The organism is Providencia huaxiensis, assembly GCF_002843235.3.
GTDB lineage: Bacteria > Pseudomonadota > Gammaproteobacteria > Enterobacterales > Enterobacteriaceae > Providencia > Providencia huaxiensis.
Genome location: NZ_CP031123.2, coordinates 3,703,200 through 3,727,132 on the forward strand (window position 1 = coordinate 3,703,200; position 23,933 = coordinate 3,727,132).

The 23,933-nt window shown below is 41.1% G+C and carries 24 protein-coding genes; 11 read left to right on the forward strand and 13 right to left on the reverse strand.

Going from position 1 to position 23,933, the window contains the following annotated elements; genetic code table 11:
• Positions 1–11 precede the first annotated feature (11 nt).
• Together galE and trmL are read left to right on the forward strand one after the other, a co-directional pair.
• A complete protein-coding gene (galE, locus tag CYG50_RS18935) occupies positions 12–1,037 on the forward strand; it encodes a UDP-glucose 4-epimerase GalE (RefSeq protein ID WP_102140712.1) in 1,026 nt (341 codons plus the stop codon).
• A gap of 159 nt (positions 1,038–1,196) precedes the next feature.
• Positions 1,197–1,700: a tRNA (uridine(34)/cytosine(34)/5-carboxymethylaminomethyluridine(34)-2'-O)-methyltransferase TrmL gene (gene trmL / locus CYG50_RS18940; protein WP_102140711.1), complete on the forward strand. Its 504-nt coding sequence runs from the start codon at positions 1,197–1,199 to the stop codon at positions 1,698–1,700.
• Positions 1,701–1,729: 29 nt separating this feature from the next.
• Here trmL and CYG50_RS18945 read toward each other — a convergent pair whose 3' ends face one another.
• The 6 genes from CYG50_RS18945 to CYG50_RS18970 form a co-directional block, all read right to left on the reverse strand.
• The gene (locus CYG50_RS18945; protein ID WP_096863621.1) at positions 1,730–2,092 is read right to left on the reverse strand and encodes a type II toxin-antitoxin system PemK/MazF family toxin; all 363 of its coding nucleotides are present in this window, start codon (positions 2,090–2,092) and stop codon (positions 1,730–1,732) included.
• Positions 2,089–2,388 carry an AbrB/MazE/SpoVT family DNA-binding domain-containing protein gene (locus CYG50_RS18950; protein WP_047756787.1) on the reverse strand — a complete coding sequence of 100 codons (300 nt, stop codon included), beginning with the start codon at positions 2,386–2,388 and terminating at the stop codon, positions 2,089–2,091. Before CYG50_RS18950 ends, CYG50_RS18945 begins: the two co-directional genes overlap by 4 nt.
• A 97-nt stretch (positions 2,389–2,485) precedes the next feature.
• On the reverse strand, positions 2,486–3,307 hold the full coding sequence (gene cysE / locus CYG50_RS18955) for a serine O-acetyltransferase (RefSeq protein WP_004906950.1): 822 nt from the start codon (positions 3,305–3,307) through the stop codon (positions 2,486–2,488).
• 23 nt (positions 3,308–3,330) lie between these two features.
• Positions 3,331–4,359: an NAD(P)H-dependent glycerol-3-phosphate dehydrogenase gene (gene gpsA, locus CYG50_RS18960; protein ID WP_102140710.1), complete on the reverse strand. Its 1,029-nt coding sequence runs from the start codon at positions 4,357–4,359 to the stop codon at positions 3,331–3,333.
• Positions 4,359–4,835, reverse strand: a complete 477-nt coding sequence (gene secB / locus CYG50_RS18965; protein ID WP_004906947.1) for a protein-export chaperone SecB — start codon at positions 4,833–4,835, stop codon at positions 4,359–4,361. Before secB ends, gpsA begins: the two co-directional genes overlap by 1 nt.
• Positions 4,836–5,206: 371 nt before the next feature.
• On the reverse strand, positions 5,207–5,644 hold the full coding sequence (locus tag CYG50_RS18970; RefSeq protein WP_004265159.1) for a rhodanese-like domain-containing protein: 438 nt from the start codon (positions 5,642–5,644) through the stop codon (positions 5,207–5,209).
• Positions 5,645–6,050: 406 nt separating this feature from the next.
• On the opposite strand from CYG50_RS18970, the gene CYG50_RS18975 reads away from it, so the two are divergent.
• From CYG50_RS18975 to CYG50_RS18985, 3 genes are all read left to right on the forward strand, one after another.
• Positions 6,051–6,748 (forward strand): IS1 family transposase gene (locus CYG50_RS18975; protein ID WP_102140845.1). Its coding sequence is split into 2 segments (ribosomal slippage): positions 6,051–6,300 and positions 6,300–6,748, totalling 699 coding nucleotides; the frame shifts between segments, so codons are not numbered across the junction.
• Positions 6,749–6,872: 124 nt separating this feature from the next.
• On the forward strand, positions 6,873–8,162 hold the full coding sequence (gene envC, locus CYG50_RS18980) for a murein hydrolase activator EnvC (protein WP_102140716.1): 1,290 nt from the start codon (positions 6,873–6,875) through the stop codon (positions 8,160–8,162).
• A gap of 30 nt (positions 8,163–8,192) precedes the next feature.
• Positions 8,193–9,251, forward strand: coding sequence for a divergent polysaccharide deacetylase family protein (locus CYG50_RS18985; protein ID WP_102140717.1), 1,059 nt, complete (start codon positions 8,193–8,195; stop codon positions 9,249–9,251).
• 61 nt (positions 9,252–9,312) lie between these two features.
• On the opposite strand, the gene tdh is transcribed toward CYG50_RS18985, so the two are convergent.
• Complete coding sequence (tdh, locus tag CYG50_RS18990) at positions 9,313–10,338, reverse strand: L-threonine 3-dehydrogenase (RefSeq protein WP_102140718.1); 1,026 nt, start codon at positions 10,336–10,338, stop codon at positions 9,313–9,315.
• A gap of 10 nt (positions 10,339–10,348) precedes the next feature.
• A complete protein-coding gene (locus tag CYG50_RS18995; protein ID WP_102140719.1) occupies positions 10,349–11,545 on the reverse strand; it encodes a glycine C-acetyltransferase in 1,197 nt (398 codons plus the stop codon).
• Between the two features lie 229 nt (positions 11,546–11,774).
• Here CYG50_RS18995 and rfaD point away from each other — a divergent pair, with 229 nt between their 5' ends.
• The 3 genes from rfaD to rfaC are packed head-to-tail and all read left to right on the forward strand — an operon-like array spanning position 11,775 to position 14,745.
• Positions 11,775–12,713 carry an ADP-glyceromanno-heptose 6-epimerase gene (gene rfaD, locus CYG50_RS19000; protein WP_102140720.1) on the forward strand — a complete coding sequence of 313 codons (939 nt, stop codon included), beginning with the start codon at positions 11,775–11,777 and terminating at the stop codon, positions 12,711–12,713.
• A 23-nt stretch (positions 12,714–12,736) separates the two neighbouring features.
• Positions 12,737–13,783: an ADP-heptose--LPS heptosyltransferase RfaF gene (rfaF, locus tag CYG50_RS19005; protein WP_102140721.1), complete on the forward strand. Its 1,047-nt coding sequence runs from the start codon at positions 12,737–12,739 to the stop codon at positions 13,781–13,783.
• The gene (gene rfaC / locus CYG50_RS19010) at positions 13,783–14,745 is read left to right on the forward strand and encodes a lipopolysaccharide heptosyltransferase RfaC (protein WP_102140722.1); all 963 of its coding nucleotides are present in this window, start codon (positions 13,783–13,785) and stop codon (positions 14,743–14,745) included. Before rfaF ends, rfaC begins: the two co-directional genes overlap by 1 nt.
• 267 nt (positions 14,746–15,012) lie before the next feature.
• On the opposite strand, the gene CYG50_RS19015 is transcribed toward rfaC, so the two are convergent.
• The 4 genes from CYG50_RS19015 to waaA all read right to left on the reverse strand — a co-directional run bounded on the left by CYG50_RS19015 (position 15,013) and on the right by waaA (position 20,013).
• Positions 15,013–16,166 (reverse strand): IS3 family transposase gene (locus CYG50_RS19015; protein WP_102140835.1). Its coding sequence is split into 2 segments (ribosomal slippage): positions 15,013–15,920 and positions 15,920–16,166, totalling 1,155 coding nucleotides; the frame shifts between segments, so codons are not numbered across the junction.
• Between the two features lie 58 nt (positions 16,167–16,224).
• Positions 16,225–16,950 carry a glycosyltransferase family 52 gene (locus tag CYG50_RS19020; protein ID WP_102140549.1) on the reverse strand — a complete coding sequence of 242 codons (726 nt, stop codon included), beginning with the start codon at positions 16,948–16,950 and terminating at the stop codon, positions 16,225–16,227.
• Between the two features lie 119 nt (positions 16,951–17,069).
• A complete protein-coding gene (locus tag CYG50_RS19025) occupies positions 17,070–18,533 on the reverse strand; it encodes a glycosyltransferase family 39 protein (protein ID WP_102140550.1) in 1,464 nt (487 codons plus the stop codon).
• A gap of 199 nt (positions 18,534–18,732) precedes the next feature.
• Positions 18,733–20,013, reverse strand: a complete 1,281-nt coding sequence (gene waaA, locus CYG50_RS19030; RefSeq protein WP_102140551.1) for a lipid IV(A) 3-deoxy-D-manno-octulosonic acid transferase — start codon at positions 20,011–20,013, stop codon at positions 18,733–18,735.
• Between the two features lie 191 nt (positions 20,014–20,204).
• Between waaA and coaD the strand changes: the two genes are divergently transcribed.
• Positions 20,205–20,690 (forward strand): pantetheine-phosphate adenylyltransferase, encoded by a 486-nt coding sequence (gene coaD, locus CYG50_RS19035; RefSeq protein WP_004906920.1) that lies wholly within the window; start codon positions 20,205–20,207, stop codon positions 20,688–20,690.
• 10 nt (positions 20,691–20,700) lie between these two features.
• Here the strand turns inward: coaD and mutM are convergent, their stop codons facing one another.
• Positions 20,701–21,510, reverse strand: a complete 810-nt coding sequence (gene mutM / locus CYG50_RS19040; RefSeq protein WP_102140552.1) for a bifunctional DNA-formamidopyrimidine glycosylase/DNA-(apurinic or apyrimidinic site) lyase — start codon at positions 21,508–21,510, stop codon at positions 20,701–20,703.
• A gap of 217 nt (positions 21,511–21,727) precedes the next feature.
• On the opposite strand from mutM, the gene CYG50_RS19045 reads away from it, so the two are divergent.
• Positions 21,728–22,684: a glycosyltransferase family 2 protein gene (locus tag CYG50_RS19045; protein WP_168222871.1), complete on the forward strand. Its 957-nt coding sequence runs from the start codon at positions 21,728–21,730 to the stop codon at positions 22,682–22,684.
• A gap of 4 nt (positions 22,685–22,688) precedes the next feature.
• Positions 22,689–23,927: an O-antigen ligase family protein gene (locus CYG50_RS19050; RefSeq protein WP_102140554.1), complete on the forward strand. Its 1,239-nt coding sequence runs from the start codon at positions 22,689–22,691 to the stop codon at positions 23,925–23,927.
• Positions 23,928–23,933: the final 6 nt, after the last annotated feature.

The following is a 23,933-nucleotide window of genomic DNA, read 5'->3' on the forward strand; positions in this document are numbered from 1 at the left end:
GGAATATTGAGATGAATAATCAACACGTTCTCGTTACTGGTGGTCTTGGCTACATTAGTAGCCATACCTGTGTACAGATGATCCAGCAAGGGATGCAACCGGTTATTTTAGATAACTTGCATAATGCTAACCTTGAAGTGCTTAACCGTATTGAAACTATCACAGGTGTTAAGCCGGTCTTTTACCAAGGTGATGTACGTGATGGCCAAATTTTAGAATCTATTTTTGCTAATCATCAAATTCATTCCGTCATTCACTTTGCCGGGTTAAAAGCCGTTGGTGAATCGGTACAGAAACCGATTGAATACTATGATGTTAACGTCAATGGCACGCTGGTATTAGTGGAAAGCATGAAAAAAGCGGGTGTTAAAAGCCTGATTTTTAGTTCATCGGCAACCGTATATGGCGATCCTGAAGAAGTGCCATTAACAGAAAATTCCAAAGTCGGTGGGACCACCAACCCATATGGAACCAGTAAGTATATGGTTGAGCGTATCCTTTCGGATTTATATACTGCGGAAGATGATTGGTCACTGACATTACTACGTTACTTTAACCCTGTTGGTGCACACCCATCCGGAACCATGGGCGAAGACCCGCAAGGTATTCCAAATAACTTGGCACCGTTTGTTTCACAAGTCGCTGTAGGCCGCCGCCCACAAGTCATGGTCTTTGGTAATGATTACCCAACACCAGATGGCACTGGCGTTCGTGATTATATTCACGTGATGGATTTGGCTGATGGCCATATTGCTGCACTGAATAAAGTTAGCCAGCAAGCAGGATTACATGTTTACAATCTTGGTACAGGAACTGGTACAAGTGTACTGGAAATTATTACTGCTTTTGAAAAAGCGGCAGGTAAACCAATTAAATATGAGATTGTAGCAAGACGCCCCGGTGATATTGCGGAATGTTGGTCTAGCCCAGACAAAGCATTCAAAGACCTAGGCTGGAAGGCGCAGTATTCTATTCAAGATATGGTGAATGATAGCTGGCGTTGGCAGTCCATGAACCCTAATGGTTATAACAGCTAGTCTTAACAAGTGATTTCACAAGCGAGCCTTTATGGCTCGTTTTTTGTTTTCAGAGTGCGAATAATTTTTACGGTACAAATAAAAGTTCCACATGAAAACAAACCCATTTGCGCGTAAACTCTTCTCATCATTTCTTATCAAAAATATCAACTTAACGTTATGCCACACATTGTTTTATTCGAACCGGAAATACCGCCAAATACTGGCAATATCATTCGTCTTTGTGCTAATACTGGCTTTGATTTGCATCTTATTCACCCTCTTGGCTTTACATGGGATGATAAACGCCTACGCCGTGCGGGTTTAGACTATAGCGAATTTGCCGATATCAAGCACCATCATGATTATTTTGCTTTTTTAAAAAGTGAAGGGCTAAACCCGGATAATAACCAATCTGAAAGTGGGGCTCGCGTGTTTGCTTTAACCACTAAAGGTAAGCCAAGTCACAGCAATGTCAGCTACCAACAAAATGACTATTTGATGTTTGGCCCTGAAACTCGCGGCTTACCACCTTATGTGCTCGATAACATGCCAATGGAGCAGAAAATTCGTATTCCTATGTTGGCAGATAGCCGCAGTATGAATTTATCCAACTCTGTGGCAGTGGTTGTGTTTGAAGCATGGAGGCAGTTGGGGTATTCAGGGGCGCTGCTAAAGGACTAGACTATAAAAGGAGCTCAGTTTGAGTTCCTTTAGTTTGAATCAATAAAAAAATGCTCTCCACCAATTAATGGGATCAACCTTGCGAGCACACCATCAAGAACCCCCTCATCAGCAACTACCCCAAACTTCATACTTCTATCTTTCCAAGATAGTGTTTGAATAAGGTTCGCCGCAGCAACACACGGAGTATCAAGATTATTTATCCCTACTTCTGTTATGTGCCCTCTAATGCTTGTGCTAATAGGACAACAAATTACCAAGCCTGATTTTTTATTATATTCCACACTGGATAAAACGAGTGCAGGCCGATATTTTCCTATTTCTTTTCCTTTCGTTGGGTCAAAATCTAACCAAATAATATCATTTCGCCTTGGTATGTAACTTTTACTCATTCACCAATTTCCATATCATTAATTTGAGCAAGTTCATCTGAATGACTATTATATTCATTCATATTGTCAAGCAAATAAGCTTCAGAAAACATCCTTATCTTCTTTTTGGGAGAAAGAACCAAATTACCGTTATTAACAGAAATATCAAGACGTTGACCAACCTCAATACCTAATTGTTTTAAGATAGCTGATGGGATAACAATGCCTTGGCTATTTCCCCATTTTTTTATAGCAACGCTCATTTCTCTTACCCCATACTTATTTTTGAGTATATTAGTTTCTAAATGTATAAACATTGTATAACTTCATTGAGGTTAAAGCAAATTTTCGGTCAATTTATATACAGATGAGGGAAATCAAAAATGAAAGCGATCGAACTAGAACCCTCACAACTCAAATCCCATCCCCATCTTCAAAACCCCAAATACTGCCATTAAAGTTTTGATCCATTTCTAAGGACGGTTTATCGCTGGTGGGTTTACCGACAATGCGTGCTGGAACCCCTGCCACTGTGGTATGCGGTGGAACTGGATGAAGCACGACTGAACCTGCGCCAATTTTTGCGCCGCGGCCAATTTCAATATTACCGAGTATTTTTGCCCCTGCGCCAATCATCACCCCTTCCCTCACTTTCGGGTGGCGGTCACCACAGGTTTTCCCAGTACCACCGAGTGTGACGGATTGTAGGATTGATACATCATTTTCCACAATTGCAGTTTCCCCAATCACGATGCCTGTTGCGTGGTCAAGCATGATGCCACAACCAATACGGGCGGCTGGGTGGATATCGACCCCAAATGAAACGGAGATTTGATTTTGTAGGTAAACTGCCAGCGCTTGGCGGCCTTCTTTCCACAGCCAATTACCGATACGATAGGCTTGCAAGGCGTGGAAACCTTTCAAATACAATAATGGAGTGGAATATTTATCAACGGCGGGGTCACGTAGGCGAACCGCGGCTAAGTCCATTGCTGCAGAGAAAATCATGCCTTCGTCATTGCGATAAGCTTCTTCAACAATTTCACGCACTTCAAGCGCTGGCATAATCGGCGAGCTCAGTTTATTGGCTAGCATATAGCTGAGCGCACTGCCTAAATTGTCGTGTTTTAACAATGTCGCGTTAAAAAAGCTGGCGAGGAGTGGTTCGCAGTCCGCAAGAGACTTCGCTTCATCTTTAATGAAACCCCAAATTCTATCCAGTTCTTCACGCGACATAATCACTCACCTATCTATTTTTATTAATCATGCAGCTTTGGCATATCGGCAATTTCATCTTTCGTCGCACGCCCCAGTAGTGCTTGCGCCGCCTCTAACACATTTTTATGACGGTAAAGGATTTGATAAATTTGCTCAGTAATTGGCATTTCAACACCTGCTCGCTCAGCTAGTGCGCGAACTTCCTTGGTATTACGATAGCCTTCAACGACTTGGCCAATCTCTTTTTCTGCATCTTCAACGCTAACGCCATCACCTAGCATCATGCCAAAACGGCGGTTACGGGATTGGTTATCTGTACACGTTAACACAAGGTCACCTAAACCTGCCATCCCCATAAAAGTTGCAGGGTCTGCTCCCAAAGCTGCACCTAAGCGACTCATTTCAGCTAAACCGCGGGTAATCAATGCAGTACGTGCATTGGCACCAAAGCCCATGCCATCAGAAATACCGGCGCCAATAGCAATCACGTTTTTCACTGCACCGCCCAGTTGCACCCCAACCATATCCGGGTTTTTATAGACGCGAAAACTCTTGCCGCAATGGAATAACTTTTGTAAGTCATCACCAAATTGGCTATCGCTTGCGGCAACAGAAATTGCTGTTGGTAAACCTGCGGCAAGTTCTTTTGCAAACGTTGGGCCAGACAACACAGCCAGAGGAATTTCATTACCTAATACCTCACGTGCCACTTCTTGCAACAAACGGCCAGTATCCCTTTCTAAGCCTTTAGTCGCCCAAATAATACGGGAGTCTGCGCGTAAGTATGGCTGGATTTGTTTTAGTACATCACCAAAAACATGGCTCGGTACCACAATCAAGATATTGGGGCTCGCCTCAACGGCGCGTTTTAAGTCCGTTTCGAGAGATAAACTATCAGGAAAAGAAACGCCAGGCAAAAATGCCTGATTGCTGCGATCTCGTTCTAGTTGATGAATGTGTTTTGGGTCATGGCCCCATAACACAACCTGATGTGCATTACGTGCAAGCGTAATGGCTAAAGCGGTGCCGTACGAGCCGGCACCGATCACTGTCATTGAAGCAGTATTCATTAAGCGTCCTGTTGAGCTTCTGAGTTCTGCGCTTGTTCACCTTGTTGCTGCTGTAAATAGTTCATGAACAGTGCATCAAAGTTAACTGGCGCTAAGTTCAATTGTGGGAATGTACCACGGCCCACTAAGCTAGTGATCGCTTCACGTGCATATGGGAACAGGATGTTCGGGCAATATGCACCTAAGCAATGTGCCATTTGAGTACCTTCAATACCTTCGATAGAGAAAACACCTGCTTGCTGAACTTCACACAGGAAAGCGGTTTCTTCACCTAAAGTTGCTGTCGTAGTGACGCGTAAAACAACTTCATAAACACCTTCAGACAGCTGAGTTGAAGAAGTATCTAAATCTAATTTGATTTCTGGCTGCCACTCGTGTTGAAAGATGTGTGGTGCGTTAGGTGCTTCAAATGAAACGTCTTTTGCATAAATGCGTTGAATTTGAAAAACCATTTCTGAGTTGTTTTGTTCTGACATAGTTTATGTACCTTTAACTTCCATATGAATTTTCCCTGTCATTCTTTGAGCTACAGGGGTGTTCGCTGCATTGCGCTACCCAAGTCACATACTGATGTATGCTCCTTGGATATCTTCACTTGCTGCCTACCTGTAGCCCAAATAATTTAAGGGAAACCCTGCTATTCTGAGCTACTAGAGTGTTCGCTGCATTGCACTACCCAAGTCACATACTGATGTATGCTCCTTGGATATCTTCACTTGCTGCCTACCTGTAGCCCAAATAATTTAAGGGAAACCCTGTTATTCTGAGCTACTAGAGTGTTCGCTGCATTACGCTACCCAAGTCACATACTGTGAATATAACTTGGGAGCAAATACATGCTGGATAACTACTTCTTACCACGAGCTAGCGGAAGGTTTTCACCTGCCCAGCCAGAGATCCCTTCTTTCAGGACAAAGACTTTTTCAAAACCGTGTTGTGCCAGCTGTTCAGCAGGTTTACCTGATTCCATACCACTCGCAGAAACGATAATCACTGGTTTCTGTTTGTGTTTTTCTAATTCACCTAAATTATTCTCTTTAATTTCAGACGGTGTTAAGTTAATAGAATCAATAATGTGCCCTTTACGGAAATCATCGCGAGAACGTAAATCGACAACAACCGCCTCTTCTTTATTAATCAGTGTAATCGCTTGTGAACGAGCAATCACTTTCGTTTTAGAGAAAAGGCCTTTAAAGGTCATAACAACCACAGCAACTAATAGCGCTATCCAAACCAGACTCAATAACATGTTCCGGCTTACAAATTGCATGATTTCTTGGATCATGGGGGGCAATCACTCCCGTTAGTTAAAAACGAATATCAAAGGGTTCTGAGTATACCTTTGTGTTGAGCTAATTACAGCCAATTCCCGCAAACTAGCTTATTTTTTTTGCGCTAAGGCACGCAAAATTAACACCGTTCACTGAAAAATCGCTTTTCTGTTTCGAAGCGGTACGCAAATATTTTATCATAAACGTGCGAAACAGGTCTAAATCGTGCTTCAAATAGGCAGTGAATAAGAAAAAAGTATTGAATACTGGCTATACAAAATAAATCAGTGATAATAAAACTGTGTTATTTGACTTAATATAGTTCTGATTCAGGGCAAAAGTCCGAATTTATAAATGTTTTGGTCGAGTATTCAATGAGTTGATAATGGGGTAAACTGAGCTTTTCTGTTGAGGTTTAGTATGGCTACCATTTCAGTAAAATGCCGATTCTGTGGGTTAACCGACCCTGTTAAAAAACATGGCACCGGCAATGGAGGTCATCCCCGTTATCGCTGTCAGGCCTGTTGCCGCACTTTTCAACTCGATTATACCTACAACGCTTGTCAGCCCGGCATCAAAGAGCAAGTGGTTGAGCTTGCCATGAATAATGCGGGTATTCGTGACACCGCTAGGGCATTACATATCAGTATCAATGCCGTCGTCCGCACTTTAAAAAACTCTCGCCACGGAATGTAACAACACTGCCCCTAGATAACCTACAAATTCAGCTCATTTGTGAGGTCGATGAGATGTGGTCATTTATCGGTAACAAAAAAAGTCAGCGTTGGTTGTGGTATGCATGGGAGCCTCGCTTAAAGCGGATTATCGCTCATGTATTTGGTTCCCGAAGCAAGAAAACACTGGGGAAATTGTTAAAACTGCTGTCTGGGTTCCGTATCGCTTTTTGGTGTACGGATGGTTACAGGGCGTACAAAGAGACACTCCCTAGCGAAAAACACATTTTAGGAAAGCTATATACACAGCGAATTGAGCGTGAAAATCTGACGTTGCGTAACCGATTGAAACGACTTAATCGCAAGACGTTAGGGTATTCAAAATCATCCGGCATGCATGACAAGATCATTGGGACTTTCATTGAGCGAGAGTATTACGTTTGAAATGCCATCAACCCTTTGGATACGTGACCAAATGTTTTCAATACTATTTGTTAGACAGTGCTGGAAACCATCACTTGCAGATGAAATAATCAGTTATTGCATTTAATTGAGGTGATTTATCACGATGGCCAATACACATCATCGAATGAAAGTTTCATTTATTCGTCAGGCTATTAGCGCTCTCTTTGGGTTAGGGTTGCTTGTGCTCGCCCCAACACAAGCTGTGTTTGCCAACCAGATCACTGAAAATAAAGGGCAATTACATGATTTACTCAAAAGTATTGCTGAAAAAGAAAAAAGCGTAAAAGAACAACAAGCCAAGCGCTCAGCGCTGCTTGAGCAACTTAAACAACAAGAGCAAAGTATTTCCGCCGCAGGGCGTAGCCTGCATGAAACTCAAAATCAGCTAAAACAATTAGATAAAGAAATTGTTTCCTTAAATAGCAATATCAAGCAGCTACAAACCAAAAAACAACAACAAGAAAAATTATTAGCTGACCAACTAGACGCTGCCTTCCGGTTAGGTAAACACCAAGGGTTAACCCTCATTTTCAAAGGTGAAGAAGGCCAGCGAGAAGAACGTATTTTGGCCTATTACAGCTATTTAAATCAGGCACGCGAAAAAAATATTGCCGCTTTAGAAGAAACCACTAAAGAGCTACAAGAACAAAAACAACTCGAACAAAAAAAACAAGCCGAACAAAAAACAACGCTAGCTCGCCAACAACAAGAGAAACGAAAGTTGGATAATGCACGCTCTTCGCGGCAAAAAACCTTAAACGCTCTTGAAAGTACATTAAAAGAAGACCAAAAAAATCTTGCTGTTCTAAAACAAAACGAAGCGAGATTACGCGACAAAATTGCTCGCGCCGAACGTGAAGCTAAGGCCAGAGCAGAGCGAGAGGCCAAAGAAGCTGCACGTATTCGCGCACAAGTCGCTGAAAAAGAACGTCAAGCCAAACAGAAAGGCTCAACCTATAAACCGTCAGAGAGCGAACGTTCTCTGATGTCCCGTACTGGTGGTTTAGGGCGCCCTGCAGGGCAAGCTATTTGGCCAGTTCGCGGCTCATTGCTCCATAACTATGGTGATGTCATTTCCAGCGAACTGCGTTGGAAAGGCATGGTTATCGCCGCTAATGAAGGAACGCAAGTCAAGGCCATCGCCGATGGGCGCGTGTTACTGGCTGACTGGTTACAAGGCTATGGGCTCGTTGTCGTCGTTGAACACGGTAAAGGGGATATGAGCCTGTATGGTTATAACCAAAGTGCCTTAGTGAATGTTGGCCAAGAGGTTAGAGCAGGCCAACCTATCGCCTTAGTGGGTAGCAGTGGCGGCCAAGAACGTCCGGCCCTCTATTTTGAAATTCGCAGACAAGGTAAAACCGTGAACCCTCGTCCATGGTTAGGACGATAAATTTTAAATTCAATTAATTAGGATAACGTTATGTTGAAGCACCTACCCTTTCGGCCACTCATTCTCTTCTCATTATTAATGATGTGTCTACCGGTGAGTGCTGCAAAATTAGCGATTGTGATTGACGATTTCGGATATCGCGTCAAGGAAGATAACCAAATTTTAGCCTTACCCCCAGCGGTGACTATTGCCATTTTGCCAAGCTCTCCTCATGGTCGTGAAGTCGCAGAAAAAGCGCACCAGCAAGGACGCGATATTCTTATCCATATGCCAATGAAACCATTGAGCAAGCAACCATTAGAGAAAGACACATTAGCCCCATCGATGAGTGCAGAGGAAATTGACCGTATTATTAAGAATGCGATAAGCCGGGTTCCCTATGCAAAAGGCATGAATAACCACATGGGAAGTGAGATGACGTCTAACTTGGCAGGAATGCGCCATGTGATGCACAGCCTGTCAAAATCAAACTTATTTTTCCTCGATAGCGTGACTATTGGCAATACCCAAGCAGGTAATGCCGCCAAGGAATACGGCGTTCCCACGTTACGTCGCCATATTTTTATTGATAACCACCAATCGGAAGAAGAAACGCGCACTCAGTTGAATAAAGCCGTTGCTTATGCACGTAAACACGGCAGTGCGGTTGCCATTGGTCATCCGCACCCATCTACCGTTCGGACCTTGCAAAAATACCTTGCCCAACTTCCTGCTGATGTTGAATTAGTTGCCGTTAGTGCTCTGCTGAGCCCTCAATCTAAAACTAAACAACCAACATCGTTAAGAATGTTATCTGAGGAAGCGAAGAAGGCACAGCCTCAGTCCGAACAATCAATGCAAAATGAAATAAAAACAGCGCCAATCGAAGAAGCTGTTATTGGGCAACCTGAGACCGTTAGCCAACCAGAAAATGTAATTATTCCGCAAGAGCTTGGTATATGTGAGTTTACATTACCAACCTCTAAGAGACAGGGAATTGATTTTATTATGTTTGTTGTTGAGAGTATTTATAACGATAAGGCTTTACAACCCCTGCTGGTTTCGGGCGATAAAGCGCAAAAACGCCCGCTTTTCAAGCAACAGCAGTAAGCCATTTGTATTCCCCCTTCTTAGTGCAAAAGCCAAGAAGGGGACTGGATATGATAAAAATTTAATCCCAGTTTAAAATCACTTTACCAGATTGGCCTGAACGCATGATATCAAAGCCTCTTTGGAACTCATCAATGGGGAATTGATGAGTGATAATTGGTGATAAATCTAAACCAGATTGAATGAGTGTCGCCATTTTGTACCATGTTTCGAACATTTCTCGGCCGTAGATCCCTTTAATAAATAACCCTTTAAAGATCACTTGGCTCCAATCCGTTGCCATTGAGGCAGGCGGAATCCCTAATAGGGCGATTCTGCCACCGTGGTTCATGGTGTCTAACATGGTCTGAAAAGCGGCTCGCGCACCAGAAACTTCTAATGCAACATCAAAACCTTCTTTCATTCCCAATTCGTTCATCACGTCTTTTAAATTTTCACGACTGACGTTCACGGCACGGGAAACCCCCATTTTTTTCGCGAGTTCAAGTCGATAATCATTCACATCCGTGATAACAACATGGCGTGCTCCCACATGTCGGCACACTGCGGCTGCCATGATACCAATAGGCCCAGCGCCGGAAACCAGCACATCTTCCCCCACTAAATCAAAAGAAAGTGCCGTATGAACTGCATTACCAAATGGGTCAAAAATCGCCGCTATTTCATCAGGAATGTTATCGGGAATTTTAAAAGCATTAAATGCGGGGATCACCAAATATTCAGCAAAACACCCTTCTCGGTTAACCCCAACTCCAATTGTATTGCGGCAAAGATGGGTACGCCCGCCGCGACAATTTCGACAATGGCCACAAGTAATATGCCCTTCCCCTGACACTCGGTCACCAATTTTAAAGCCTTTGACTTCCTGCCCAATTGCAACAATTTCCCCTATATACTCATGACCGACAACCATTGGGACAGGAATAGTTTTTTGTGACCATTCATCCCAGTTATAGATATGTACATCCGTACCACAAATTGCCGTTTTGCGAATTTTGATCATCACATCATTGTGCCCGAGTTCCGGTTTCGGAACATCCGTCATCCATATACCTGGTTCAGCTTTCAGTTTGGACAGTGCTTTCATAAAAGACCTTTTATTTGATTATTTTTAGTTTTCTACCAATGCGGGTGAATGCATCAACAGCGTGTAAAATATCCTCCTCACTATGCGCTGCAGACATTTGAGTGCGAATACGTGCCAGACCTTGCGGCACAACAGGATAGAAAAAGCCCGTGACATAAATACCTTCATCAAGTAGCTCTTTTGCAAAAATTTGGGCGAGTTTAGCTTCGCCTAACATGACTGGGATGATGGCATGGTCTGCTCCAGCCAAGCTGAAACCCGCTGCTGTCATTTTTTCCCTAAATAACACAGCATTACGCCATAACTTCTCACGTAATGAGTGACCTTCTTTCATCATATCGATCACTTTGATAGATGCGGCTACAATTGCAGGAGCGAGTGAGTTCGAAAATAAATAAGGTCGAGAACGCTGACGCAGCCATTCAACAACCTCTTTTTTCGCTGCCGTATAACCACCAGATGCACCGCCAAGGGCTTTACCTAATGTCCCCGTGATAATATCAATACGCCCCATCACATCGCAGTACTCATGGCTACCACGGCCATTTTCCCCAACAAAACCAACAGCATGTGAATCATCCACCATCACCAATGCTTGGTATTCGTCGGCAAGGTCACAAATGGATTTTAAATCCGCGATGACACCATCCATCGAGAACACACCATCTGTGGCAATCAAAATATGGCGAGCCCCTGCCGTTTTGGCTTCCTCTAAACGTGCTTTTAATTCCACCATATTATTATTGCTGTAACGGTAACGTTTAGCCTTGCTTAACCTAACCCCATCAATAATTGACGCATGATTTAATGCATCTGAAATAATGGCATCTTCAGGGCCTAACAACGTTTCGAACAACCCTCCGTTCGCATCAAAACAGGAAGAGTAAAGAATGGCATCTTCCATCCCAAGAAAGTCAGCAATTTTGCTTTCTAGTACTTTGTGGCTATCTTGAGTCCCGCAAATAAACCTTACCGATGCCATGCCAAAGCCATGGCTATCCATTCCTTGCTTTGCTGCCTCAATCAATGCCGGATGGTTTGCAAGCCCTAGGTAATTGTTAGCACAGAAATTAATAACCCGTTGACCGCCAACAATTTCAATGTCAGCATCTTGTGACGAAGTAATAATGCGTTCATTTTTGAATAACCCGTCGGCTTCAATTTGCACCAATTGCTCTTGGATCTGCTGATAAAATCTTTCTGACATGATTTCTTCCTGTGAAGTGGCTATTAATAGAGTTTAATAATAGTCTCTACAAGTGGCGATATTCACAGCATAAATAAGTCAAGTTTGCTGCCAAGATCACGATATTTCCCTTGTTCTCATTTAAGTGTCAGCTCAATTCTCTTCTATCAATGCTACCGTCTGCGCCAAGAGATGTTATTATAGTCACCAATTACGATTCTATTTTCTTAACCCATTTGAGGTATACCCAATGATCATAGTCACTGGCGGAGCTGGTTTTATTGGTAGCAATATTATTAAAGCCCTAAATGCAATCGGCCGTACAGATATCCTAGTCGTTGATAATCTGAAAGACGGGACTAAATTCGCTAACCTTGTTGACCTTGATATTGCGGATTATGCAGATAAAGAAGATTTTATTGGCAGTATCATTGCGGGTGACGATTTCGGTGATGTCGATGCGGTATTCCATGAAGGTGCTTGCTCGTCAACCACGGAGTGGGATGGCAAGTATATGATGGACAATAACTATCAGTATTCGAAAGAGTTACTACACTATTGTTTAGATCGCGAAATCCCATTCTTGTATGCTTCTTCTGCAGCAACCTATGGTGGTCGTAGCGATAACTTTATTGAAGAGCGCCAATTCGAAAAACCATTAAATGTCTATGGTTATTCGAAATTCCAATTTGACCAATATGTGCGTGAAATCCTGCCAGAAACTAACTCACAAGTCTGTGGTTTCCGCTATTTCAATGTCTATGGGCCAAATGAAGACCATAAAGGCAGCATGGCAAGCGTTGCTTATCATTTAAATAAACAAATTAATGAAGGGCAAAGTCCAAAACTGTTCGAAGGGAGCGATACTTTCCGCCGTGATTTTATTTATGTGGGTGATGTGGCCGCGGTAAACTTATGGTTCTGGGAAAATAATGTCTCAGGTATTTTTAACTGCGGAACAGGGCGTGCGGAATCTTTCCAAGCCGTTGCTGATGCAGTCACTGAATTTCATAAAGATAAAAATGTGGCCATCGAATACATTGAATTCCCTGAAAAATTAAAAGGTCGCTACCAAAGCTTCACACAAGCTGACCTCACTAAGCTACGTGCCGCCGGCTATACTGCCCCCTTTAAAACGGTTGCAGAAGGTGTCACCGAATATATGCATTTGCTCAATAAAGACGCATAACGCTTATTTCTGAAGAATCATTTATGAAAATATTGGTGATCGGCCCCTCATGGGTAGGGGATATGATGATGTCACAAAGCCTTTATCGTACGATCAAGGCCTTACATCCCCATGCACAGATTGATGTGATGGCACCACAATGGTGCCGTCCTTTACTCGCCAAAATGCCCGAGGTTAACGAAGCCATTCCTATGCCTCTCGGACATGGTGCTTTGGAAATTGGGGAACGTCGTCGATTAGGTAAGAGTTTGCGGGCAAATGGCTATGATCAAGCTATTGTGTTACCAAATTCCTTAAAGTCTGCATTTGTGCCTTTCTTTGCAAAAATCCCTAAAAGAACGGGATGGCGTGGAGAAATGCGCTATGGCCTACTCAATGATATTCGTCCACTAAATAAAGAAGCTTTTCCTTTAATGGTGCAGAGATATGTTGCTCTTGCTTATGATAAGCAAACTATTAAATCAGCTTCCGATATTCCGACACCCATTTTACCGCCTAAACTAGTGACGGTGCCGCAAGAAGTTACTAACACCCTGCAAACTTTTGGGGTTGATGGTTCTCGCCCTATTATTGGTTTTTGCCCAGGCGCAGAGTTCGGCCCCGCCAAACGTTGGCCTCACTATCACTACTCCTCTCTTGCTCAAACACTGATTAGCCAAAAAGGCTATCAAGTACTGCTATTTGGTTCACAAAAAGACCACGAGGCAGGTGAAGCCATCCGTTTAGAGCTGACCGATGATGCGAAATTACATTGCCATAATTTTTCAGGAAAAACATCTTTAGAACAAGCCGTTAATCTAATTGATGCCTGTACTGCAGTTGTCAGTAATGACTCTGGTTTGATGCATGTCGCGGCAGCGCTAGGTAAACCGCTTGTCGCCCTGTATGGCCCAAGTAGCCCTGATTTTACCCCGCCATTATCAGATAAAGCAGAAGTAATCCGCCTAATTACGGGGTATCACAAAGTGCGTAAAGGTGACGGTGAAAGTGGTTATCACCAAAGTTTAATTGATATCCAACCTCAATTAGTTATCGATGCGTTAGCTCGGTTAAATATAGGTATTGAATGATGAGAGTATTATTAGTCAAGACATCTTCAATGGGAGATGTTTTACACTCATTACCTGCACTGACCGATGCACAGCAAGCCATATCGGGTATTCAATTCGATTGGGTCGTTGAGGAAGGCTTTGCGCAAATTCCAACATGGCACAGCGCTATTAACCGAGTGATCCCTGTGGCCATTCGCCGCTGGCGAAAAAATTGGTTTTCTGCGCCGATCAGAGCCGAACGTGCTGAATTTCGCAAGAAATTACAAGCAACACATTATGATGCTGTCATTGATGCACAAGGGTTATTAAAGAGCGCTTTTCTTGTCACCCGCTTAGCGCATGGCGATAAACATGGCTATGACCGCCATAGTATTCGCGAACCATTAGCCAGCTTCTTTTATGACCATCGTTATGCAATCAGCAAACAACAACATGCCGTTGAACGTATTCGCCAGTTATTTGCCAAAAGCCTTGGTTACACTTGCCCAACACAACAAGGCGATTACGCGATTGCTCGACACTTTTTACAGTCAGCAGAAGAGCATCAAAGCCCTTATGTCATTTTTTTGCATTCAACTACCCGTGATGATAAACATTGGCCTGAAGAAAATTGGCGAGAACTTATTGGACTGATGGCTGAAAGTGGTATCAAAATTAAATTGCCCTGGGGAGCACCTCATGAGCAGCAACGAGCAGAACGATTAGCAAAAGGCTTTGATTTTGTTGAGGTCTTACCTAAACTCACATTAGCTGAAGTTGCAAAGCAAATTGCAAACGCTAAAGCGGTGGTTTCTGTCGATACTGGGCTTAGCCATTTAACAGCGGCACTTGATAAACCTAATTTTACCCTGTTTGGGCCTACTGACCCCGGCTTGATTGGGGGATATGGGCAAGGGCAGCATGAAATTAGGTCAGTTGATAATTCGATGGCAAGTATTGCTGCTGATAAGGTGTATCAGCAACTCACTGGCTTACTTTGAAAGATCTATTGACGTAAAACCGAATAAATATTGTGACAATTCTAACTCTACCTGTCTGTACTCTTCAGTCATACCTGAAAATTGCAAACTATAGCTTTTGACTGCATTACTTGAGCTGAGAATACACTGAACTGTACTGGAAAACCCGTACAACTCAATTGAATACCCATCTTCAATTAAAGTCATAATTTCATCTTCGGCGGAAAGATTTGTTGTTATGACTTTTATTTCTCGCAATTCAGTTGCCGTATCTCTGATCTGGTCAAGCTAGGCCGCACACTTTTTCCTTACACTTTCAAACTCAATTGGCGACATATCATTTAATGAAGTATGAAGCCGAACTGAGTTGTAGTATTTGATGTATTTCTCTACATCAGTTTTCATGCTTTCTCTGGTTAAATGGTAAACATTTAATAGCCATTCATTTTTCAAGCTGCCGAAAAACCTTTCAACCACAGCATTATCTAAACATGCTCCACAACCACTCATTGATGGCGTAATTCGATTGCTCCATAGCAATGATTGAAAACGCTTACTGGTGTATTGTGAGCCTCTGTCGCTATGGAAGATCAAGCCTGCTTTGGGTTGACGCAGGTTGATAGCCATTTGCATCGCTCTCATGGTTAAATCAACCGTCATGCGTTTACTCAACGCCCAGCCAATAATACGGCGAGAATGCAAATCCATCACAACAGCTAGGTACATCCAGCCTTGATGCGTTCTTAGATAGGTGATATCACCCGCCCACGCCTGATTTGCTCTGGCTGGATTGAATTGGCGCTTCAATAAGTTATCAGCAACCGCATGGCTATGTTTGCGCATAGTCGTCACTTTATAAGCCACTCGCTGTTTAACGACTAAACCGAGCTTTTTCATCAAGCTCTTAACCCGACAAATACCAATTTTAAAGCCTTCTTTGCGTAGCAACTTCATTAAGGTTCTGGCACCAGCACTACTGCGGCTATCATCAAATAACCTCTTCATGCGACGATAAAGCATTAACTCTTCAACACTAATAATCTTGGCTGGTCGCCTCAGCCATGCGTAATAGGCTGACCGACTCACTTCTAGAACCTCGCACAAAACGCTAATTGGAAAGCGCCATTGCTGCTCTTTAATATATTCGAACTTTATTTCATTTCTTTCGCAAAGAAGGCACTCGCCTTTTTTAAGATCTCACGCTCCATCTGTAAGCGTTTATTCTCTTTTCTGAGCTTAACCAGTTCAGCTCTCTCATCTTTGCTTAATGCTTCGCCTGAAGTTTGCTTGGCTAGTTTGTCTTTCCAGTTGTAAAGCAGCTTAGTTGTTATGCCTAATGATTTGGCTGCTTCAGTAACACTGTAACCTTGTTCAGTGACTAGCTTTACAGCTTCTTCTCTGAACTCATCAGTATATTTTCTAGGTTTTCTTCGTTGGGTCATTTTCACACCTTTGTTGTTGGACTAATTATCCTTCACAAAAGTGTGCGGTGCCATTAAATCAGATCACCCTAGGATGAGGAATATACAAACCAATCCTTCTCTCTCGAATCAACCGATTAAGTTGTTCAACTAACTCTTCCTGTGCGGTATCACTAGCACAAATTTCACTATACACAGTTCCAAGTAATATACCGATAGCACCTTGTTCATTCCCTTTTTTAGACGGTGTCGGGGCAAGCTCAATATACTCAGTATTATCAATAATATTTTGTAAGTTATTAAAAATCGTGTAGTGCTTTACAGACTCTTTTAGAACTCTATCCGTATGATATTTCCGTCCCGATATTGAGCGTGCTAACCGTTTAGATAAATTAATATTTTTAACTTTTTCTAATCGCTTAGATGAACATAAATTGTATAAACCATCATCAAAAGTTACTAATTGTCTAAACTGTATAGAAGACAAGATATGATGCGCTAAAGGAAGTTCAACACAAGCAAGGTAGACCTGTTGAAAAGTTACGGATGGTAATAACTGAATAATATTTTTAGTGAGTCGGCTACGCCTTATCGTTTTAAATGGCTTTCTTACGTTGATTTGTTGGTCATTATATAAAATACATCTACATTTTGGCTTAATCAACGTGTTAAGGTAATACACAACTTTCGGGCTTTCAGTATCACCGATGAACAAAACAACTGCATTTATAGGGTCATCTATTTTTTCTAAAAGCTTATTAACAATTCTAATATGAAGAATTGTTGTACAAATAAATAAGTACATATCCTATTTTTCACTTTCTAACTTTTCCGCACATATTAGCATAGAAAGTAAAAAAGCCATTTCAAAATAAATGGCCCTTTCCTTCCTATATTCACTATGTTTCTTTGTATATTGTATAACTAGGGTTTTTCCGGCGCAATAAACCCAAAGCACATGGTTTCAGGGGCGGCATCCGGTTCAGAACGATAAATCACATCTTCTTTTTCTATCGTAAACTGCGGCCAGAACTTACGCACCTTGGCAAAGTTTTCATGGGCGCAATCATCGTATTTCTTGCCCAGCAATAATGCACCATGTTGACGAATTTCGGCTTCAGTAATATCCCGGTTGTACACATTTGGCGGCATATGTTTTTCCATTGACCAAGGTTGGATCACATGCGGCCTATCTTTCCCATAAATAATAAACCATTGATATTGGTTATCTTCGCCGCCAACATATTTAACCGGTGTGCCATAGCGCTGGTACCAACGTTGTTCCCCGTCTGCTATCAAGGTTTTTACGCCAATAAATTTTTGCCCTGCTCCACGGATATTCGCAGCCTGAACCGTGATATAACCAACCACTACTAAAACACCAAAAATGGCAAAACCAACTAATGACTTCTTAAACGGTTTTCTTGGCATCACGGTTATTGAGCCAACAAATAAAGGCGCACTAATAGCCATAAATGGCTGCAACCATTCAGTTATTCGACCACCATCGTGGAAAGAGAACCAGCCGTATATCACAACCAGTGGAAAAAGAAGAATAAAGTTAGCCATGCGGTTAGGCAATGCTTTAGGCCACCCTAACTTTCCACCACTGCAATAAACAATAATCGCAGCAATCACTAACGGATAAAACACGCTAAGTGCTGCTTGTGTAGTGTGAAGATTAAACCCAGGGTCGATTTGTGAATCTACCCATTTGAAAGCCGAAAAATCCGTTGCCATCAACCAAAAGAAATTTGGCAATACCAAAGCAAACCATAAAGCAATTGCAAGGTAAAAAACAGGATGACGATAGCTTTGGCGAACTTGTTTTACAAATAGGGTCAATAAGAAAACAGACCCAACTAGCGCCAAGGTTGAGTATTTCCCCATAGTTGCAAGACCAGCAAATAAGGCAAATGGTAACCACCATGCAGGGTTATCATCAACAGCACGTAAAAAGAAATAGATAACCCAAGGCCATAATGTCACTAAAATATAGTTATCATTATAAGGAATAATATCGAAATTAATGACACCAGATAAATTCAACATTAGCATTGCAAACCAAGCGAAATCACGACGCCCAGTCAAACGAAAGGCTAGTTTCCATACCCCAAGTAAACCAAATGCAATACCCACAAAATGGCTAAAATACCAATAAAAGCTGTAGGAAATATCGAGGTAAATTGCAGGCCACATCATCACGCCAACAAACCATGGGTTTTTAGGTGATCCCCACTCCCCATTCATTCCCCAGTTCACTGCTTCTACTGTGTCATAAGGTACGGTTGGGTCGAAATAAAAACTCGCTAAGATCCAAACGATGGCATAGCTTATGACCCATAAATAAACATATTTATTTGAAATTGATTGATTAGTGGCTGGCATATAGTCTTAGAAAGATAAGCAAAAGTTCCAACATTCCATTTGGATACTACCCTTATAGTAATAAACCAAATCGAATGACTCTATAATAAACGACGCAGTCTACTATAGTTTAAATGCAATACTAGGATGTGCCATAAAATATTCGCAATTCATTGCTGTAATGTTCAAGTTAATACTCAAAAAAAGACATTACTTAGCTTTATTGCTCTCTCGGAGGTAAATAGGGTTGCAACAGTTTTAATAATCGTTGAAGAGCACCTTGGTTCTCATGAAGAACCTCGGCGGCATGACGCCCATAATATAACCGGTAATCTTCATCAGAAAGTAAACTGGTCACGGCTTGGACCATTGATTCACTGTCTGTCACCGTAATTAAGCCATCTGCTTGAGTTAATTTTCCACAAATATCTTTGAAATTAAATGTGTGAGGCCCCATTAACACGGGTAGCGCATGAGCAGCCGCTTCGAGCGGGTTGTGCCCCCCAGTTTCGACCAAGCTTCCCCCGACAAAAGCAATGTCTGCAATTCCATATAACAGCATCAGTTCACCCATGGTATCACCAATCACCACTTGAACATCTGCGGACGGAATCGTATTCGCACTGCGACGAATAAAGGTTAAACCGGCTTTTTGAGTTAGTTCTTCTGCTTTGGCAAAGCGTTCTGGATGGCGAGGGACTAAAATTAACAATAAATCAGGAAAACGAGATAATAATTTTTGATGTGTTTCTAAGACAATCGCTTCTTCACCCTCGTGAGTACTGGTCGCTATCCAAACGGGGCGATGCGCCGCCCATTGGCGCCGTAAAGTTATTGCCCTAACAGCTAATTCAGGCGTCACAGAGATATCAAACTTCAGGCTCCCCGTGACACTCAATTGCATTCGCCGCAACCCTAATTGAACGAAACGTTCACCATCTTCCTGATGCTGTGCTGCGACCATAGTGACATTACGAAGCATTCGTTTCACAAAGCTACCCAGCTTTTGATACCCTGCAGCAGAACGCTCAGAAAGTCTTGCATTTGCAATAACCAATGGAATTTTACGTTTATGCAATTGGTTAATCATGTTTGGCCATAGCTCAGTTTCCATTATGATCACAAGTTTTGGGTCAACTTGTTTCAGGAAGCGGTGCATTGAGCCAGGAAGGTCATAGGGTAAATAAACGTGGTCGACGTCGTCACCAAATGCAGAAAGCACACGCTCTGAGCCTGTTGGCGTCATCGTGGTTACTGTTATTGGCAAAGACGGATAATGATGGCGAAGTGCGCGGACTAGTGGAACGGCTGCGAGGGTTTCCCCGACAGAAACTGAATGTAATAAAATGCCTTGAGGTTTTACTTTTCCCGCACAAAAGCCGTATCGCTCACCCCAGCGTTTACGATACGCAGGCGCTTTACGGCTGCGCAGCAATAGGCGAACCCATATAAATGGTTGGATAAGATAAAGAAGTACCTGATATAGACGCAGCAATAACATTCGATCTGATTCACTTACCAAAATTGGCGCTATCTTATCATAAAGCGCAAATAAAAGTGTGTAGAATATGCACCTAAAAATAGCAGTAAAATCTCATCTACAGTTGCAACCCTACTAGATAGCCGATACTGTTAACGCTTATTCATGCTATTTTTTCGAATAGATAATACAAACAACGAGATACTATCATCATGATACACAAGGCTATTTACCCTGGTACGTTCGACCCAGTAACATCAGGACATGTTGATATTGTTACCCGAGCAGCAGCAATGTTTGACCATGTCCTGTTGGCTATTGCTAATAGCCAACGAAAAAACCCGATGTTTTCCCTTGATGAACGCGTCGCTCTTGCTAAAGAAGTGACTTCTCACCTTGATAATGTTGAAGTTGTTGGGTTTTCTGAGCTTATGGCTAATTTTGCGCAAAAAAATGGCGCCAATATTCTTATTCGTGGCGTTCGTTCTGTCGCAGATTTTGAATATGAATGGCAACTGGCGAATATGAACCGCCATTTTGTGCCTGACTTGGAAACCGTATTTTTATTACCATCGCAAAGTTTATCCTTTGTTTCTTCTTCATTAATCAAGGATGTTGCACTTCACGATGGTGATATTTCGTCTTTCCTACCCCCAGTGGTTGCTGAGGCAATGCTAAAGAAACTCAATAAAAAATAGCAAGATTTCACTATTTTTGACATTGTGGACAAAAGAAGGTGCTACGTTGCCCCTGTTTAATGCTTTCTATTGGCGTGCCACACATTGAGCAAGGTTCACCCTTTTTTCCATAGACAAACAATTCTTGGGCAAAGTAGCCCGGTTTACCATCCGACTGTAAAAAATCTTTTAGTGTCGTACCACCTTGTTCAATAGAGCGCTGTAACACCTTTTTGATCTGCAACACTAGTTCAGTAATTTCAGTTAACGTTAAGGTATTTGTAATTTTTTCAGGTGATATTTTTGTCGCAAATAATGCTTCATTAGCATAAATATTACCCACACCAACAACCACTTTGTTATCCATTAACCATGGCTTAATGGCCACTTTTTTCTTTTGCGCTAATTCATAAAGATATTGCGGGTTAAAGGCGTCTGATAATGGCTCAGGCCCTAAGTGTGCAAGTACCGAACTGTTTTCTAAATCATCACACCAGAGCCAAGCGCCAAACCGGCGAGGATCCGTATAGCGCAAAACCTTACCGTCTCGCATGACTAAATCCACATGGTCATGCTTTTCTTCAGGCAATTCTTCGGTCAGAATACGCACACTACCAGACATTCCCAAGTGAACAATAATCCAACCTTTTTGCAATTCAATCAGCAAATATTTGGCTCGACGTTGGACACTTAAAACCGCTTCATCTGATAAACTTTTAATTTGTTCACTAACCGGCCAACGTAAACGACCGTTACGCACAATGGCGTAAGAGATTGTATTACCGACTAAATGTGGCTCTATCCCACGGCGACTGGTTTCAACTTCGGGTAGTTCTGGCATTATCTATTCCCAGCTATTTATGCTACTCATAATAAATTTATGTTACTAAACCACGGCTATGTTATAAATTCAAATATAATGCAGACTGGCTGATAACACATTTGTATCATCACCAATAGGAACAAATGATAAGATACGTATTTACATTTAAGCACCTTTCCATCAATATAATTGATATTTGACCATAGCACTAAGTTTAAAAACTGGTATGTTTTTTATGACAAATATTAAGTTATCTATCGTTGTACCCTGCTATAACTCAGAAAAATATATTGAGGCATGTTTGGCCTCTGTATTATCATTTATGGATAACAGCGTTGAATTAATAATTATTAATGATGGTTCAACGGATAGTAGCGAAAATATCATTCATAATATATTACATAAATATGATAATAAGAATATTCACTACATTAAAAGAGAAAATGGCGGGCTATCTAAAGCCAGAAATCACGGTATCTCTGTTGCTTCTGGTGAATATATTGCATTTTTAGATGCAGATGACTATTTTGATGACAATTTTTATCAAAATATATCCCCCATTATCTCACACTCTATTTATGATATTATTGAATTTGATACTGTAAAGTTCGAAGATAGCGAGCCATCTAAAACAAAAATCATTTCAACCACTCACTATTGTGGGGCAACAACAATAAACTGTGTTCAAGACTTATACCCCGTCTTCAAAAATAAAAAATGGTTTGCTTGGTCTAGAATATATAAAAGTGATTTATTTAAACTCATTGGCATACACTATCCTGATAGAGTTCTCTATGAAGATATGGCAACAACCCCAAAGCTTTACCTAAAAAGCAAAAATATTTATAGCATTAACAAAACATTAATTCATTATCGTGTTAATGAAACTAGTATTACCCAAACGTTTAGGCGAAGTGATATTAATAGCCTCATTTATGTAATGGCAGAGCTTTCCTTTATTGCGCTTATTTATGGTGATGAAGTAACGAAAATGTTGAGCAAAACACTGTCCGAAACGTTACACTTACTGAAAAAATCTATATCCAGAAATACAGCAACACTTCTTACTCATGAAGAGATATACCAAATAAAACAAGCAACGTGTATTTTCAAAAAATATTTAAAATTAAAAGATAGACTTCAATTAGCTTTTTTAAAACAATATTGTCAGTTTCGTACCAAAAATAGGTAATGTCGTGAAAAATAACAGTTATGCTGTGGCTCAACTCCCTTTTTTACTGCTTTCTCTAGTCATACTAGGGATGTTTACCAATGATACTCAAGGGGTATTGAATGTTTCCGCGGTCATATTACTACTATATACTATCTACACCGCTGTCAAAAATAAAATCAACCCTTGGCATGACATACTCACTATAGTTAAAACACGAAAAACGTTGTTTCTCTTTGGTGCCTGGGGGCTATTTTGTGCACTATTTTTCACATATGCTGATTTTACATTAGCTGCATTAAAAGTTTTTTTTAATGACTGGCGTTACGTCGTTATTATTTCTTTATTCTTAGTGGTATTTAAAAGCACCACACAAAAGTCAAGTAAAACAATTACCTATGCTCTGATCTGCACCCTCGCTTTCACACTTTTTGTTATCCCAATATTAAAGCAATTTAAAGATAGTGATTTGCCTCTATATTTACAACTTAGGTTTGGCTTTGCTCACTATATGACATTGTTATTTCCATTTACATTTAGTGCTTTGTTTCTTTTTAAACAAAAATCATTAAAAATCGTAATGTTATTACTCTCACTCTTAGCTTTTATTTTTCTATTATATACAGGCAGCCGAGGTGGGGTTCTTTCTGTAGTGATTGAGTCTATTATAATTTTATTATTGTTATCAAAAAGTTATAAAAGACTCCTTATAAGCATGATTAGCTTTGGTGCTTTAGCATCGATAATATTAACAGCAACATACTTAACAATTCCCCAAGTTAAAAATAAAATAAATCAATCGTTATACTCAGAAAACATTACTTCCAAACGCGATAAAATTATTGAAACTCGTTATCCCATTTTTATGAACTCAATCTCCAATCAACTCGTTGGTATTGGGTATGGTTCTGTCGCATACAATCAATTTTTGCTTGATAATAATGCACCAAAGAACCAAGGTGGCATGGGCTATTCACAGAAGAGAAAAACTTACCATTACAATAATGATGAGCCTTTTTTCTTAAATATCACTTACAATATCGGTTTTATAGGGTTAGCCTTATTCCTAATTGCATTTTTTATTAACATGAAAGATTTATTCAAAGATATTAGGATAGAAAAAAATATACTTAATGTAGGTATATTTGTATCATCTATTGGCTATTTTTTAGTTTACTGCTTGTTTGAATTTATTTTTATCGACATCTTCATCTTGTACAATATATTAACTGCTATTTTGATTAAAAAAGTATTATCTAGATAGTATGAA

Coding starts and splice junctions, on each gene's coding strand:
- galE (WP_102140712.1), top strand. CDS start 12: ATGAATAATCAACACGTTCTCGTTACTGGTGGTCTTGGCTACATTAGT.
- trmL (WP_102140711.1), top strand. CDS start 1,197: ATGCCACACATTGTTTTATTCGAACCGGAAATACCGCCAAATACTGGC.
- CYG50_RS18945 (WP_096863621.1), bottom strand. CDS start 2,092: ATGAGTAAAAGTTACATACCAAGGCGAAATGATATTATTTGGTTAGAT.
- CYG50_RS18950 (WP_047756787.1), bottom strand. CDS start 2,388: ATGTTTATACATTTAGAAACTAATATACTCAAAAATAAGTATGGGGTA.
- cysE (WP_004906950.1), bottom strand. CDS start 3,307: ATGTCGCGTGAAGAACTGGATAGAATTTGGGGTTTCATTAAAGATGAA.
- gpsA (WP_102140710.1), bottom strand. CDS start 4,359: ATGAATACTGCTTCAATGACAGTGATCGGTGCCGGCTCGTACGGCACC.
- secB (WP_004906947.1), bottom strand. CDS start 4,835: ATGTCAGAACAAAACAACTCAGAAATGGTTTTTCAAATTCAACGCATT.
- CYG50_RS18970 (WP_004265159.1), bottom strand. CDS start 5,644: ATGATCCAAGAAATCATGCAATTTGTAAGCCGGAACATGTTATTGAGT.
- envC (WP_102140716.1), top strand. CDS start 6,873: ATGGCCAATACACATCATCGAATGAAAGTTTCATTTATTCGTCAGGCT.
- CYG50_RS18985 (WP_102140717.1), top strand. CDS start 8,193: ATGTTGAAGCACCTACCCTTTCGGCCACTCATTCTCTTCTCATTATTA.
- tdh (WP_102140718.1), bottom strand. CDS start 10,338: ATGAAAGCACTGTCCAAACTGAAAGCTGAACCAGGTATATGGATGACG.
- CYG50_RS18995 (WP_102140719.1), bottom strand. CDS start 11,545: ATGTCAGAAAGATTTTATCAGCAGATCCAAGAGCAATTGGTGCAAATT.
- rfaD (WP_102140720.1), top strand. CDS start 11,775: ATGATCATAGTCACTGGCGGAGCTGGTTTTATTGGTAGCAATATTATT.
- rfaF (WP_102140721.1), top strand. CDS start 12,737: ATGAAAATATTGGTGATCGGCCCCTCATGGGTAGGGGATATGATGATG.
- rfaC (WP_102140722.1), top strand. CDS start 13,783: ATGAGAGTATTATTAGTCAAGACATCTTCAATGGGAGATGTTTTACAC.
- CYG50_RS19020 (WP_102140549.1), bottom strand. CDS start 16,950: ATGTACTTATTTATTTGTACAACAATTCTTCATATTAGAATTGTTAAT.
- CYG50_RS19025 (WP_102140550.1), bottom strand. CDS start 18,533: ATGCCAGCCACTAATCAATCAATTTCAAATAAATATGTTTATTTATGG.
- waaA (WP_102140551.1), bottom strand. CDS start 20,013: ATGTTATTGCTGCGTCTATATCAGGTACTTCTTTATCTTATCCAACCA.
- coaD (WP_004906920.1), top strand. CDS start 20,205: ATGATACACAAGGCTATTTACCCTGGTACGTTCGACCCAGTAACATCA.
- mutM (WP_102140552.1), bottom strand. CDS start 21,510: ATGCCAGAACTACCCGAAGTTGAAACCAGTCGCCGTGGGATAGAGCCA.
- CYG50_RS19045 (WP_168222871.1), top strand. CDS start 21,728: ATGACAAATATTAAGTTATCTATCGTTGTACCCTGCTATAACTCAGAA.